Here is a 14,305-nt window from a genome sequence, read left to right as displayed (position 1 = left end):
GTGTCCTATCGATGCGGGTGTGACTGAGTGGCTAGGTACCGGCCTGCAAAGCCGTCAACACGGGTTCGATTCCCGTCACTCGCTCAAACGTCGGGGCCGGCCAGCAGGGGCCGGCCCCGACTGGTCTTGCGTGCGCGACGTGGTTCTTCTACCGGTACGGGATCGCTATGGTTTGTTCCGTGGCCCTACTAGTTCACCTGACGCCCGAGAAGAACGCTCGGCGAATCCGCCGTTCGGGCATCATCCCCGCGCGTGGCTCGGGGCGCGGAGTGTTCTGTATGCCGGTGCTGCCGTCCTATGTGCTGTCGCATCAATGGTTGCGCGAGCTGCGCCGCGGCGGGCAGCGACTGATCGTCGCGGTGCATTTCCGGATACCCGACGACGAACCTGTTCTTGTCGGACACTACTCAGACGCCAGCATAGAAATGACTGCCGCCGAGGCTGTTTCGATGATTCTCCACGCCGAGGACGCGCGCGGATACCAGATCGTCGTACCTCGTTCGATCGCCCCCGCCGAGCTGCATCGGGTTCGGCACGTACGGCAGGTGACGGGGTGGCGGTATCACCCGGACGCACACGGTCGTCCGCCCTGCGCCTGTCCGGCATGCCTGGGACGTGGAGAATTCAAGGCCGCCGACCTTCGCCGCCGGTTCCCCATCGAACCCCCGGAGCTCACGAAGCCTCAACTACTGGACCAACTACGTAACGCGGACGATGATGACGAGCTGATCGACGCTCTCTGCGGCTTGGCCCGTCGTAGTCGTGGCGATGTCGCCGATATCGTGCCCCTGCTCGACCATGCCAACCCCGAGGTCCGTTACGCACTCGCGTTGGCACTGCGCAGTTACCGTGGCAGCGAGGTCCGCGGACTGCTGGCCCGCTTGGCTGCCGATCCCGATCCTGAAGTGCGCGAGGCGGCGGCGACGCGCCCGTAGCAACTGGCCACCTGGATCCTCTGGACGGAAGAGACCATTTGGAACGTTTCGGATGGACGGCCGTCTAGCATCGGTCGGCGTGACCGTTAGCGCCGTAGACGAACGACCGCAGCCCAGCCGACCGGACCCGGCAGGGGTGGCCCGCGGGGAGGTCGGTCGGGTTCGCCTCGTCGCGGTGGTGTCGTCCGTCCTCGCGATCCTGGCCGCGCTGTCGGTGCCGTTCCTCCCGGTGCAGCAGGAAAGCGCGAGTCTGTCCTGGCCGCAAGCTGACTCGATCACCAGCGTCGACGCTCCGCTGGTGTCGTACGCACCCCTCGAATTCGACGCGACCATCCCCGCCGCCGCGGCGGCGCAGCTGTCCGACACCGGCGGCGTCGTGGTCTCGACCGCCCCGGTCGGGGCGGCGGACGCGGCCCGCTACGGCGTTGTCGCCCGGGTCAGCCCGGGGGCCGACGGCGGGCCCGCGCGGTTCGAGATCGTCCAGCGCGACCACACCCTGCTGTCGATCCCGGTCGACGAGCTCGACGGGCGTTCGGTCACCGTCACATCGAACTCGGAGCGGACCACCACAGCGCTCGAGGGCAGCGACCCGACCACCCTCGCGGGCGACTTCCGGCCGCAGATGGTCGGTGTGTTCAGTGAACTCCGGGGTGCCGTTCCCACGGGTCTGGCGGTGCACGCGGACCTCGATACCCGGTTCACCTCGACGCCCTCGGCGATCAAGCTCGTCGCGATGATCGTCGCGGCTCTCGCGACCGCCGTCGCCCTCGTCGGCCTGCACCGCATCGACGGCCTCGACGGTCGCCGGGCCCGCCGGTTCCTGCCCGCGCGCTGGTGGAGGTTCCGCCCGATCGACGCGGTGGTGATCGGAACGCTGCTGCTGTGGCATTTCATCGGCGCCACCACCTCCGACGACGGCTACCAGTTCACGATGGCCAGGACGTCGCTCGAGTCGGGCTACATGGCCAACTACTTCCGCTGGTTCGGTGTCCCAGAGACGCCGTTCGGCACCCCGTACTACGACCTGCTCGCGCTGCTGACGAAGGTGTCCACGGCCAGCCTGTGGGTCCGGCTCCCTGCCCTGATCGCGGGGATCGTGTGCTGGCTGGTGATCAGCCGCGAGGTGGCCCCGCGCCTCGGTGCCGCGGTCCGCAACAACCGGGTGGCGTTGTGGACCGGCGGACTGGTGTTCCTCGCGTTCTGGCTGCCCTACAACAACGGCCTGCGGCCCGAGCCGATCGTCGCCACCGGTGTGCTGCTGACCTGGTGCTCGGTCGAACGCGCCATCGCGACAAGGCGCCTGCTCCCCGCCGCCGTCGCCGTGCTGGTCGGCGCGCTCACGGTGACCGTCGGGCCCTCCGGGATCATCTGCTTCGGCGCGCTGATCGCAGGCGCCCGGCCGGTGCTGGCGATCGTCGCCGCGCGCGCCAAGAGCGTCGGCTACCTCGCCGTACTGGGCCCGATCGTCGCGGCGGGCCTGGTCATCCTGATCGCCATGTTCGCGGACCAGACCCTCGCCGGTGCCCTCGAGATGCAGCGCGTGCACGCGATCCCGCCGACCAACGCGTGGTTCGAGGAGTACAAGCGGTACGACTGGCTGTTCATGATCAACGCCGACGGGTCCCTGGCCCGACGGTTCGGGGTGTTCGTGATGGTGCTCTCGATCGTGGCGAGCCTCGTGGTGATGCTGCGCCGCGGCGGGCGGATCCCGGGAACCGCGGCGGGCCCGTCCCGCCGGATCATCGGCATCACGATCGCCGCGATGGTGCTGATGATGTTCACGCCAACGAAGTGGACGCACCATTTCGGGATCTACGCCGGCCTGGCCGGTTCGCTCGCCGTGCTGACCGCCGTCGCCGTCGGCCCGCTGGTGTTGAGGTCGCGGCGCAACCGGGCACTGTTCGCGGCCGCGGTGCTGTTCGTCCTCGCGCTCGCCTTCACCAGCAGCAACAGCTGGTGGTACATCTCGGCCTGGGGCGTCCCTTTCTGGGACAAGCCGGTGATGATCGCCGGGTTCGGCGCGGGCACCATCCTGCTTGCCGCCACGGTGGTGATGCTGCTCGTGGCGGCCTGGTGCTTCGTCCGGGAACCACACGAGGACCGGTCGGCGTCTCCCCGCAGGCCGTGGTCGATTCCCCCGCTGACGGTCGCGGCCGGGGCCATGGTCGTGTTCTTCGTGCTCTCGATGACCAAGGGCGCGATCGCCCAGTACCCGTCCTTCTCTGTCGCAAAATCCAACATCGGTGCCCTCGCCGGACACGCCTGTGGCCTGGCCGAGGACGTACTGGTCGAGACCGACACCAACGCCTCCATGCTGCAACCGCTCACCACCACACCGGTGAACGCGTTCGCAGCGCAGAGCGCCGGATTCACCCCGAACGGGGTGGCCGGCGACCTGACCTCCGACGAGAAGGCCGCCTCCGAGGGCATGGCCACCTCCCTCGACAACGAGGACTCCAAGTCCAGCAACGCCGCCGGCACCGCAGGCGGACAGGGCGCCTCCGGCATCAACGGCAGTTCCGTCGCGCTGCCCTTCGGTCTGGACCCGGCCCGGACGCCGGTCCTCGGCAGCTACGGGGCGAAGGGCCCGGCGTCGCTGACCTCGGACTGGTACGCCCTGCCCACCGAGGGTGACCTCGTCTCGATGTCCGTCGCGGGCCGGGTGTACTCGGTGAACTCGGACGGGATCGAGACCCCGGGTGCCCGCGTCGACCTCGACTACGGCGTGCGCGGGGCGGACGGGACCGTCCAGCAGTTGGGCAGTGCGCTGCCGATCGACATCGGCCCGGCCCCCTCGTGGCGCAACCTCAGGGTGCCGCTCGACCAACTCCCGGCCGAGGCGAATGCCGTCCGGATCGTCGTCGGCGACAGCGACACCGACCCCGATCAGTGGGTCGCCGTCACGCCGCCGCGGGTCCCGCAGACCCAGACCCTCGACGCCCTGCTCGGGTCGACCACACCCACCATGATCGACTGGGAAGTGGCACTGCAGTTCCCGTGCCAGCAGCCGTTCAACCATCGCCTCGGCGTCGCCGAGATCCCTGAATACCGCATCCTCGGGGACCGCCCCGGCGCGGTGATGACGAGCCTGTGGCAGGACCACTTCGGCGGCGGCCCCCTGGGGTGGATCGACCTGACCGCCACCGGCCGCACCCTGCCGACCTACCTGAAGGACGACTGGAGCCAGGACTGGGGCAGCCTGGAGAAGTACACCCGCCGCGACGCGAATTCCGTACCGGCACAACTCGACACCGCGACGGTGCCGCGCTCGGGCACGTGGACTCCGGGGCCGATCAACATCGCCTGGTGACACGGCCGGGGTTCGATTCCCGCCTTCGCTCGACCGTCGGGGCCGGCCATCACTGGTCGGCCCCGACGCGTATGTGCACCAGCAGTGCGGCGAGTGGGTACCTCGCTCACTGCGGCAGTGACAGCATCGACAGATGCGTTAGTGGCTGCTAACGTATTTCTTGTGACTGACCCGTTGACTGCCGCTGCCGAGCCGAACCGGCGACGCATCCTGCAGTTGCTGGCGGGGCACCCGAGGACCGTCAGCGAGGTCGCTGCCGAGTTCCCGGTGACCCGGTCGGCGATCTCCCAGCACCTCCTGGTGTTGGCCGACGCCGGGCTGGTCGAGGCCGAGAAGGTCGGCCGACAACGGATCTACCGAGTCCTGCCGAGTGGGCTGCTCAAGCTGCAGGCCGAGATCGACAAGTTCTGGACCGACGAACTCGACCAACTGGTCGCCGACGCACACACCCTGAGGAGCAAGTCATGAGCTACACGAAGACAGCGGTCCTGCCGGTCAGCCCTGACGAGGCGTTCGCACTGATCACCGAGCCGGAGCGGTTGCGCCGCTGGCTGACCGTCTCGGCGGTGGTCGATCTGCGCGCGGGCGGCTCCTACCGGTGGACGGTCACCCCGGGTCACATCGCGGCGGGCACCTTCCGTGAGGTCGATCCCGGCCGCCGGATCGTGTTCGGGTGGGGCTGGGACGGCAATGCCGACCTGCCATACGACGCGTCCACGGTGACCGTGACGGTGGAGCCCGCGGACGCCGGTTCGCTGGTGACGTTGGTACACGAGGGGCTCACCGAGGAGCAGGCGAAGTCTCATGCCGAGGGCTGGGATCACCACTTCGAGCGTCTCGAGCGCCTGGCAACCACCGGCGATGTGGGCCCCGACGAATGGGCCTACGCGCCGGAGAACCTCACCCCCGTGGTGGCGGCGGAGGCGGCCTTGGCGGTGCTGCAGCCGATCCTGCGCAATCTGACTGCCGAGGATCGCTCCAAGCCGACGCCGTGTGCGGACTTCACCTGTCACGAGCTCGCCGAGCACCTCTTCACGTCGCTGGTCCAGTTGGGCGCCACGGAAGGCGCCCCCGTGTCGGGATCGCTGGAGAACCGCGTCTCGACCCTCGCCGGCCGGGCCATCGACGCCTGGCACACGGTCGACCTCGACGGCACCGTGCCCGGCCCCGGCGGCTCGCAGATGCCGGCATCGTTCGCCGCCGGCATCCTTCCGCTCGAACTCACCCTCCACGCCTGGGACTTCGCTCAGGCGAGCGGCCAGTCCCTGCACATCTCCGACGAACTCGTCGACTATGTCCGCGGTCTCGCCGAGACGATCGTCCCCGCAGTCCGGGGAACGGCATTCGCCGACGAGGTCACCCCGGCCGGGGACGCCACCCCGATCGATCGGCTCGCGGCGTTCTCCGGGCGTACGCCGATCGCCGCGTGAGAGCGACGAGCCCGGCAGGTGGTCACCTGCCGGGCTCGGGTGTCTGTGGGGTCAGCCGGCGGTCGGCGGCTGATCCACGGTCTGCGCGAGGTAGAGCTGCTCGCCGAGCTTGTCGATCAGCTCGAGCTGGGTCTCGAGATAGTCGACGTGGTCCTCCTCCTCGGCGAGGATCTTCTCGAAGATGCCCGCACTCGTGTGGTCTCCCTTCTCGCGGCACATCGTGATGCCTGGGCGGAGGCGCTGCACGACCTCGACCTCGATCGCCAGGTCGGATTCGAACTGCTCCCGGATGGTCTGTCCGATGCGCAGCGGCAGCAGCCGCTGGTAGTTCGGCAGGGCCTCGAGCATGAGGATCCGGTCGGTGAGCAGCTCCGCGTGCTGCATCTCCTCGAAGGACTCCTCTCGCGTCTTTTCCGCGAGCTTGGTCAGGCCCCAATTGGCCTGCATCTTCGAGTGCAGGAAGTACTGATTGATCGCTGTGAGTTCACTGGTCAACTGCTCGTTCAGAAGAGCAATGACCTCGTCGTCGCCGCGCATGACACCTCCGGTGGGGGTGGGCTGGACACTAGAGTCAGCCTAACCCTCACCGGGTGAATTCACTCGGTGTATTTGTGCACGAATCGCAACTAGGCGCTGATCGGTTCTGCCTCGCATTCGACGACGGTGGCGTAGTGCTGTTCGATCATCGACTTGATCCGGTCGCGGCACATGCCGCAGCCCCGCCCGCGCCCCGCGCCGCAACCCAGCGCGACGTGCTTGGCGGTGCGAGCCCCCGCAGAGATGCATTGCTGCACGTGTTCTTCGGTGGCTGCTTCGCAAACGCAGACGTACATGTCGAGATCCTCCAGCCCTGCTTCCTCAGGGAAGGCTACACTAAGGATCGTCCAATGAAAAGGGTAGGCTACCCCAACTTTTTGATCTTGATCGTGGGCCGATCGCGGCCCGCGGGCGCACCCACGGGTGTACGTTGCTGAGGCAATCCTCATCGGGGATTCCCCGATGGTCGCAGCGGCCGAAGGGCACCGTCATGACAGCAGGATGGAAGACGATCGCGGGCGCGATGTTTCTGGCATCGACGCTGGTGGGGTTGACCGCCTGCTCGAACGACTCGGACACCTCGAATGAGCCCGAGCAGATCACCGTCTACAACGCCCAGCACGAATCGCTCACCCAGGAATGGGTCGACGAGTTCACCGCCCAGTCCGGGATCAAGGTGAACCTGCGCAACGGCGACGACACCGAGCTCGGCAATCAGATCGTCGCCGAGGGTGGGGCGTCCCCTGCCGATGTGTTCCTCACCGAGAACTCGCCCGCGATGGCGCTCGTCGAGACCGCGGGGTTGTTCGCCGACCTCGATCCCGACACGCTCGCGCAGGTGCCCCAGCAGTATCGGCCGTCCACCGGGAAGTGGACGGGGATCGCGGCGCGCTCGACGGTCTTCGTCTACAACAAGGACAAGCTGCCGCAGGACCAGCTGCCGAAGTCGCTGCTCGACCTGCAGGACCCGAGCTGGAAGGGGCGCTGGGCCGCCTCGCCGTCGGGGGCCGACTTCCAGGCCATCGTCAGCGCGCTGCTCGAGCTCAAGGGGGAGGACGCGACGCGGGCATGGCTGGCGGGTATGAAGGAGAACGCCGTCCCCTACAAGGGCAACAGCGCCGTGATGAAGGCCGTCAACGCGGGGGAAGTGCCCGGCGGGGTCATCTACCACTACTACTGGTTCGGCGACCAGGCCAAGACGGGCGAGAACAGCGCCAACACCGCACTGCACTACTTCAAGAACGAGGATCCGGGCGCGTTCGTCAGCGTGTCCGGCGGCGGCGTGCTCGAGTCGAGCAACAAAGCCGTTGCCGCGCAGCAGTTCCTGAGGTTCGTGACCGGCAAGGCCGGCCAGGAGATCCTGCAGAAGGGCGATTCGTTCGAGTACGCGGTGGGCAGCAACGTCCCGTCGAATCCGGCGCTGGTGCCGCTCGCGGACCTGCAGGCTCCGACCGTCGATCCGTCGAAACTCAACAGCCAGAAGGTCACCCAGTTGATGACCGAGGCCGGCCTCCTCTAGCGCGATGATCGCGCCCACGCTCGTGCGCCCCCGATCCGGGGGGTCGGAGCGACGGCGGGTGCCGCCGGTCGTCGCGGCGGTGGTCACGGTGCTGGTGGCGGTCACCCTCATCCCGCTCGGCTATGTCATCGCCACCACCATCGCCACCGGCTGGGAAACGGCCTCCGCGTTGATCTTCCGGCCCCGGGTCGGGGAGCTGCTGCGCAATACCGTCGCGCTCGTGGTCATCACCGTTCCCGTCTGTATGACCCTCGGGGTCGGCGCCGCGTGGATCGTCGAGCGCACCACGGTGTTCGGGCACCGATACTGGGCCCCGATCCTGGCCGCGCCGCTCGCGGTGCCCGCGTTCGTGAACAGCTACGCGTGGGTGAGCGTGATCCCGTCCCTGCACGGGCTGTGGTCCGGGGTGCTGGTCGCCACGCTGTCCTACTTCCCGCTGGTCGCGCTGCCTGTCGCCGCGACCCTGCGTCGGCTCGACCCTGGCATCGAGGAGTCGGCGGGCGCGCTCGGGGCCGGTCCGTACCGCGTCTTCTTCCGGATCGTCGTGCCGCAGTTGCGGCTGCCGATCCTCGGCGGGGGACTGCTGATCGGGCTGCACCTGCTGGCCGAGTACGGGGCGTTCGCGATGCTCCGCTTCGACACCTTCACCACGGCGATATTCGAGCAGTTCCAGTCCACCTTCAACGGTGCGGCAGGCAGCATGCTCGCGAGCGTGCTGGTGCTGTGCTGCCTCGTCCTGCTCGTCGCCGAGGCCGCGGCAAGGGGCTCGGCCCGGTATGCGCGGGTGGGTTCGGGTGCGCCCCGTCGGCCGGACCGGATCCGGTTGCGGTGGAGCGCGGTTCCCGCCGCGCTCGGGCTGGTGGCGCTGACCGTCGCGGCCCTCGGCGTCCCGCTGTGGACCATCGCGCGCTGGCTGCGGATCGGTGGCACGGATGTCTGGCGGACGGGGACGCTGTGGCCCGCGTTCGCCCAGACCCTCGCCCTCGGGCTGCTCGGCGCGGCGGTGACCACCGCGCTGGCGTTCCCCGTGGCCTGGATCGCGGTGCGGCGACCGGGGGTGTTCAGCAGGATGGTGGAGGGCTGCAACTACGTGACGAGTTCGCTGCCGGGGATCGTCACCGCGCTCGCACTGATCACCGTCACCATTCGCTACGCGAACCCGCTCTATCAGACCGTCATCGTGCTGATCACCGCATACGTGCTGATGTTCCTGCCGCGGGCGCTGGTGTCGCTGCGCTCGGGCCTGGCGCAGGTCCCGGTCGGGCTCGAGGAGGCGTCGGCCGCGCTCGGACGCTCGCAGGCGAGCACCTTCGTGCGGGTGACGCTGCGCCTGACCGCGCCCGCGGCCGCGGCGGGCGCCGCGCTGGTGTTCATGGCGATCGTGACGGAACTGACCGCCACGCTGTTGCTCGCGCCGATCGGGACGCGGACCCTCTCGACCCGATTCTGGTCGCTGACCAGCGAACTCGACTACGCCGCCGCCGCGCCCTTCGCGCTGGCGATGATCCTGCTGGCGTTGCCCATGACCTACCTGCTGATGCGGCAGTCCCAGAAGGCGGCCGGGCTGTGAGCGAGGTGGAGATCGAATCCCTGTCGAAGTCGTACGGCCCGATCGAGGTCCTGGACGCGGTGACCCTCCGGGTCGAGCGCGGCACCACCACCGCGGTCGTCGGCTCGTCGGGTTGTGGGAAGACCACCCTGCTGCGGGTCGTCGCGGGGTTCGACAGCCCCGACGCCGGGACGGTGTCCATCGCCGGGGCCCTGGTCGCGCGGCCCGGTCGGGTGGTGCCCCCGCACCGGCGGCGGGTCGGCTACGTGGCGCAGGACGGGGCGCTGTTCCCACATCTCAGCGTCGCGGGGAACATCGGGTTCGGCCTGCGCGGCACGCGATCGGGGGACCGGGCGCGGTCCGGCAGGCGGGTCGCGCAGCTGCTGGAGATGGTCTCGCTCGACGAGTCCTATGCGCGGCGGCGGCCGCACGAGTTGTCCGGCGGCCAGCAGCAGCGGGTGGCGCTGGCCCGCGCGCTCGCCCGCGAGCCCGAGGTGATGCTGCTCGACGAGCCGTTCAGCGCCCTGGACGCCGGCCTGCGCGCCTCGACCCGGAAGTCGGTGGCGCAGACGCTCGACGCGGCGGGGGTGACGACGATCCTGGTGACCCACGATCAGGAGGAGGCCCTCTCCTTCGCCGGGCAGGTCGCGGTGATGCGGGCGGGCCGGTTCACCCAGGTCGGTGCGCCGGAGCAGGTGTACCACCGTCCGGTGGACATCTTCACCGCCGAGTTCCTCGGCGAGTGCGTCCTGCTGCCCGCCGTCGTGGCCGGCGGCATCGCGGATTGCGCCCTCGGCCGTATCCCGGTGCGGGCGAACGCGTTCGAGGGGCCGGCCCGGATGATGCTACGTCCGGAACAGATCGTGGCCTCGGACCCGGGGGAGGACCCCGACGGGCGCAAGACCGGCACGGTGACGGCGACCGAGTTCCTCGGCACGCAGGCGCTGCTCGACATCACCCTCGATTCCTCACCGACACACATCAGGGTCCGTCAGGCCGGCACCCGCACCCCGGCGGTCGGCTCGCTGGTGGCCATCGAGGTGCTGGGTGAGGCCGAGGTGTTCCCGGTCGCGAACCGCAACGGTTAGGGCGTGGCGGTATCCGGCTGCGCCGCGGCCAGCGCGCGGGCGATCTGCTCGACGTCGAGGCCGGCGGCGGGCAGCAGGTGGTAGAAGGCGCGCTCGCACAGCTCGATCACCTCGACACGGGTCATGGTCGGCTCATCCAGCCAGGACAGGACCACCTCCTCCATGAAGGCCTGCCAGCCCTGCACTGCCGCGTCGACGGCGGGGGTGGTGGGCAGGCCGAGTTCGGCAAGCGCGCGCACGATCCAGTCGGTGAAGGTGCGCCGCATCCCGCGGTAGATCCGGCGCATGCCCTCGTCGCCGCTGCCCGCCAACCGCATCACGGCCAGGTAGCTCGTCGGGTGCGCGACCACCGCGTCGACGAAGGTCTCCACGCCCGCGCGGAGCTGGGCGGACGTCGGCAGCGTCGGGTCGGGCGTCATCCGCTGCTGCAGGGCCTCCGCGCTGGCCTGGAGCACCGCGTTCCGGAAGCCCTGCTTGTTCTTGAAGTAGTGGAACAGCAGCGGTGGAGACACGCCTGCCTCCGCCGCCACCCGGTCCATCGACAGGTCGTCGAAGGACTCGGACTCGAGCATCCGCACCGCGACCTCGAGGATCTGGGCGCGCCGATCGGCGGGGGAGCGAGGGGCAGCGGCCATGCCGAGCACTCTATTGAGTAATGCTCAACCGGTCCATTGACTTCTACTCAACGGGATATGTAACCTCGGGTAACACTTACCCGATGTGAGGAGCGCGACAATGCCCGAGTTCGACATCGTGGTCAACGGCGGCCTGTGGTTCGACGGCACCGGGGCCGGTGGTCAGCGGCGCAATCTCGGGATCCGGGACGGCGTCGTCGTGACGGTCTCCACCTCTGCGCTCCCCGTCGGGCCGGACACCGAGGTCATCGACGCGGCAGGCAAGTGGGTGCTCCCTGGCTTCGTCGACGTGCACACCCACTACGACGCGGAGGCGCTCGTCAGCCCCGGGCTGCCCGAGTCGGTCCGGCACGGCGTCACCACCGTCGTCCTGGGCAATTGCTCGCTCTCGACCGTCTACTCCACCCCGCGCGAGTGCGCGGACCTGTTCAGCCGGGTCGAGGCAGTGCCGCGCGAGTCGGTGCTGCGGATCCTGGAGGAGAACAAGACCTGGCGCGGGCCCGCGGAATACGTCGACGCGCTCAACGCGTTGCCGCTCGGGCCGAACGTCGCCGGCTTCATCGGCCACTCCGACATCCGCACCCACGTCCTCGGCCTCGGCCGCGGCACCGACAAGAAGACCAAGCCCACCGCGGCCGAGCTCGACCGGATGGGCTCGATGCTCACCGAGGCAATCGACGCAGGGTTCCTCGGACTGTCCTCGATGACCAACGCTCTCGACAAGATAGACGGCGATGAATACCGTTCGCGCTCACTGCCGTCGACGTACGCGCGTTGGCGCGAGTTCCGCTTCCTCAACCGGATCCTGCGCGATCGCGGCAAGATCCTGCAGAGCGCGCCGACGATCAACCTGCACCCCAACGTGGCCGCGTTCTTCGTCGAGAGCTCGGCGATCGGGCGGAAGAAGGCGCTCAAGACCTCGCTGCTCTCCGGCGCCGATTCCAAGGCCTACCCGGCGATCGTGTACTTCATGCTGACGGCGGCGCCGCTGCTGAACCGCTTCGCCAAGACGAACTTCCGCTGGCAGCACCTGCCGGTGCCGTTCACCGTGTACGCGGACGGCATCGACCTGGTGGTGTTCGAGGAATTCGGCGCGGGCGCCGCCGCCCTGCACCTCAAGAACGAGGTGGAACGCAATGCGCTGCTCCAGGACGAGGAGTACCGCCGCTGGTTCCGCAAGGACTACGACAACAAGTTCTCACCGCGTATCTGGCACCGCAATTTCTACGACGCGGTCGTCGTCGGGTGCCCCGACGAGACCCTGATCGGCAAGACCTTCGGCCGGGTGGGCGACGAGAGGGGGGTCCACCCGGTCGATGCGTACCTGGACCTGGTGGTGGAGTACGGCAAGAGCTTGAGGTGGCGGACGACGGTCGCGAACCACCGGCCGAAGTTCGCCGACAAGCTGGCCGCCAGCCCGGGCGTGCAGATGGGCTTCGGCGACGCGGGCGCGCACCTGCGCAACATGGCGTTCTACAACTACCCGATCCGACTCCTCAAGCGCGTCAACGACGCCCAGTCCGGGCGCAAGCCGTTCCTCACGATCGAGCGTGCGATCCACCGGCTCACCGGCGAGCTCGCCGACTGGTACGGCATCGACGCGGGCCACCTGCGCGAGGGCGACCGCGCCGATCTCGTGGTGATCGATCCGGCGGGCCTGGACGCCTCGGTCGACGGGCTGTTCGAGGAGGCGGTGCCCGAGTACGGGGGCCTGCGCCGGATGGTGAACCGCAGCGACGCCGCGGCGGTGGCCACCGTCATCAACGGCAGGCTCGTCTACCGGGACGGCGAGTTCACCCCCGGCTTCGGCGTCGAGAAGACCGGGCAGTTCCTGCCCGCGGGCGCCAAGGCGCCGTCGGTGGGTGGACGGGTGCGCACCGGGGCTACCGCGTGAGCAGCGGCCGGATCGCCTCCTTCCGCCGGGACGGGCTGGTCTTCGACGTCCGCGACACCGGACCCCTCGATGGTGTCCCGGTGGTGCTGCTGCACGGCTTCCCGCAGGATTCCCGCTCCTGGGATCGGTTGGCGCCGCTGCTGCACCGGCGCGGCTTCCGGACCCTGGCGCCCGACCTGCGCGAGGCCTCGCCCGGTGCCCGGCCGCGATCTCGCTGGGCCTACCGCAGTTCCCAGCTGACCGCGGACGTGGTCGCCCTGATCGAGCAGGCGGGTGCGGGGCCCGTGCACCTGGTCGGCCACGACTGGGGAGCCGCGGCCGCATGGAGTACCGCGGCGGCCCGCCCCGACCTGGTCCGCACCCTGACGACGCTGTCCGTGCCGCACCCGGCCGCCTTCGTCCAGGCGGTGCTCACCAGCAGTCAGGTGCTCAAGTCCTGGTACATGCTCGCCTTCCAGGTCCCCGTGCTCCCGGAGCTGGTGCTGTCCCGCGGCGCCATGCGCCGGCAGCTGATCGCCACCGGGATGTCGCCCGACGACGCGACCCGCGACGCCGTGCCGATGCGCGAGAAGGCCAGGGCCCGTGGCGGACTGAACTGGTATCGCGGCATGGCCTTCACGACGCCGGGTCGGGCGTCGGCCAGCGTGCGGGTGCCCACCCTGCACGTGTGGAGCGACGGCGACACTGCGATCGGGCCGGTGGGTGCCGCCCTGACGCCGCGGTATGTCGATGCCCCGTACATATTCGAGGTACTCGAGGGGGTCAGCCACTGGATCCCCGACGAGGCGCCGGAGCGGGTGGATGCGCTGCTCGGTGAACACCTGGCGGCATACTCGCAGTAGGCCCCCGACCTCCTGGTCGGGCGGTGACCGAGTGTCGCTACCGTCACACGGCGCTCGGACGGGGCGACTGTGCGCGGCCGGCGCCCGTCCAGGCCCTCAGTAGTGACTCGCTCAGTTGGCGTTCGAGCGTTGCCAGGTGAGGGACGACGCCCTGCGGTTCGAGTGACTCGCGGAGCAATGTGAGGAACCGTGCGGGTGTGACGCCGAACGTCTCGAACAGCTCGGCCGGGCTCGCGCCGCCGAACGGCGCCCATGTGATCGCGAAATCGATCACCCTTCGGGCGTGCGGACTGACGGCGCCGGCTTGCTCGAGGAAGTCGCCCAGTCGACGCCACGCTCGAATTCGCTCGGCGTCGTTACCGTCGCCGGCCGACGGTGGTGCGGGGTGGAGGAATACGTGCTGGTCCTGGTGCATCTGAGCCTCGGCAAATGGGGGACGGTAAGTGATGTGGATCACACTGTTCACGCCCTCGTCCTCGCCGGCGACCGTGGAACTACGGGTATTCCTACCTGTTTCCGGCCGGGCCGGGGATTGCCGGGCGGTAGCGGGTCGATGTACCCGTCGG

The 14,305-nt window shown here is 69.2% G+C and carries 13 protein-coding genes and 1 tRNA gene; 10 read left to right on the top strand and 4 right to left on the bottom strand.

Annotated features, from left to right (window positions below):
- The first annotated feature begins 13 nt into the window (after positions 1-13).
- The 5 genes from ABIC28_RS21185 (at position 14) to ABIC28_RS21165 (ending at position 5,675) form a co-directional block, all read left to right on the top strand.
- A tRNA-Cys gene (locus tag ABIC28_RS21185) sits at positions 14-84 on the top strand.
- Between the two features lie 194 nt (positions 85-278).
- On the top strand, positions 279-935 hold the full coding sequence (locus ABIC28_RS21180) for a HEAT repeat domain-containing protein (RefSeq protein WP_211243272.1): 657 nt from the start codon (positions 279-281) through the stop codon (positions 933-935).
- Between the two features lie 79 nt (positions 936-1,014).
- Positions 1,015-4,245, top strand: a complete 3,231-nt coding sequence (locus ABIC28_RS21175; RefSeq protein ID WP_502945057.1) for an arabinosyltransferase domain-containing protein — start codon at positions 1,015-1,017, stop codon at positions 4,243-4,245.
- Positions 4,246-4,407: 162 nt separating this feature from the next.
- Positions 4,408-4,713, top strand: coding sequence for an ArsR/SmtB family transcription factor (locus tag ABIC28_RS21170; protein ID WP_097213716.1), 306 nt, complete (start codon positions 4,408-4,410; stop codon positions 4,711-4,713).
- Positions 4,710-5,675 (top strand): TIGR03086 family metal-binding protein, encoded by a 966-nt coding sequence (locus tag ABIC28_RS21165; protein ID WP_097213715.1) that lies wholly within the window; start codon positions 4,710-4,712, stop codon positions 5,673-5,675. Before ABIC28_RS21170 ends, ABIC28_RS21165 begins: the two co-directional genes overlap by 4 nt.
- 51 nt (positions 5,676-5,726) lie before the next feature.
- Here the strand turns inward: ABIC28_RS21165 and bfr are convergent, their stop codons facing one another.
- Positions 5,727-6,212: a bacterioferritin gene (bfr, locus tag ABIC28_RS21160; RefSeq protein ID WP_097213714.1), complete on the bottom strand. Its 486-nt coding sequence runs from the start codon at positions 6,210-6,212 to the stop codon at positions 5,727-5,729.
- Positions 6,213-6,301: 89 nt separating this feature from the next.
- The gene (locus tag ABIC28_RS21155; protein WP_027502064.1) at positions 6,302-6,508 is read right to left on the bottom strand and encodes a (2Fe-2S)-binding protein; all 207 of its coding nucleotides are present in this window, start codon (positions 6,506-6,508) and stop codon (positions 6,302-6,304) included.
- Between the two features lie 194 nt (positions 6,509-6,702).
- Here ABIC28_RS21155 and ABIC28_RS21150 point away from each other — a divergent pair, with 194 nt between their 5' ends.
- Genes ABIC28_RS21150 through ABIC28_RS21140 form a run of 3 tightly spaced genes read left to right on the top strand, consistent with a single transcriptional unit; the run spans position 6,703 to position 10,368 of the window.
- Entirely contained in the window at positions 6,703-7,731 is a 1,029-nt protein-coding gene (locus tag ABIC28_RS21150) for an iron ABC transporter substrate-binding protein (RefSeq protein WP_354580683.1), read from the top strand.
- Between the two features lie 4 nt (positions 7,732-7,735).
- On the top strand, positions 7,736-9,301 hold the full coding sequence (locus ABIC28_RS21145) for an ABC transporter permease (protein WP_097213712.1): 1,566 nt from the start codon (positions 7,736-7,738) through the stop codon (positions 9,299-9,301).
- Positions 9,298-10,368, top strand: a complete 1,071-nt coding sequence (locus ABIC28_RS21140; protein WP_097213711.1) for an ABC transporter ATP-binding protein — start codon at positions 9,298-9,300, stop codon at positions 10,366-10,368. Before ABIC28_RS21145 ends, ABIC28_RS21140 begins: the two co-directional genes overlap by 4 nt.
- Here the strand turns inward: ABIC28_RS21140 and ABIC28_RS21135 are convergent.
- Positions 10,365-11,003 (bottom strand): TetR/AcrR family transcriptional regulator, encoded by a 639-nt coding sequence (locus ABIC28_RS21135; protein WP_097213772.1) that lies wholly within the window; start codon positions 11,001-11,003, stop codon positions 10,365-10,367. The genes ABIC28_RS21140 and ABIC28_RS21135 overlap by 4 nt on opposite strands.
- Before the next feature lie 100 nt (positions 11,004-11,103).
- Here ABIC28_RS21135 and ABIC28_RS21130 point away from each other — a divergent pair, with 100 nt between their 5' ends.
- Together ABIC28_RS21130 and ABIC28_RS21125 are read left to right on the top strand one after the other, a co-directional pair.
- On the top strand, positions 11,104-12,897 hold the full coding sequence (locus ABIC28_RS21130; protein ID WP_097213710.1) for an N-acyl-D-amino-acid deacylase family protein: 1,794 nt from the start codon (positions 11,104-11,106) through the stop codon (positions 12,895-12,897).
- Positions 12,894-13,739 carry an alpha/beta fold hydrolase gene (locus ABIC28_RS21125; RefSeq protein WP_209926999.1) on the top strand — a complete coding sequence of 282 codons (846 nt, stop codon included), beginning with the start codon at positions 12,894-12,896 and terminating at the stop codon, positions 13,737-13,739. Before ABIC28_RS21130 ends, ABIC28_RS21125 begins: the two co-directional genes overlap by 4 nt.
- A gap of 43 nt (positions 13,740-13,782) precedes the next feature.
- Here ABIC28_RS21125 and ABIC28_RS21120 read toward each other — a convergent pair whose 3' ends face one another.
- Positions 13,783-14,205 carry a hypothetical protein gene (locus ABIC28_RS21120; RefSeq protein ID WP_143548508.1) on the bottom strand — a complete coding sequence of 141 codons (423 nt, stop codon included), beginning with the start codon at positions 14,203-14,205 and terminating at the stop codon, positions 13,783-13,785.
- Positions 14,206-14,305 lie beyond the last annotated feature (100 nt).

Source organism: Rhodococcus sp. PvR044 (assembly GCF_040548995.1).
Taxonomy (GTDB): domain Bacteria; phylum Actinomycetota; class Actinomycetes; order Mycobacteriales; family Mycobacteriaceae; genus Rhodococcus_G; species Rhodococcus_G oryzae.
The sequence above is the reverse complement of the archived record's forward strand: the minus strand, read 5'-3'. Positions and strand labels throughout refer to the sequence as shown.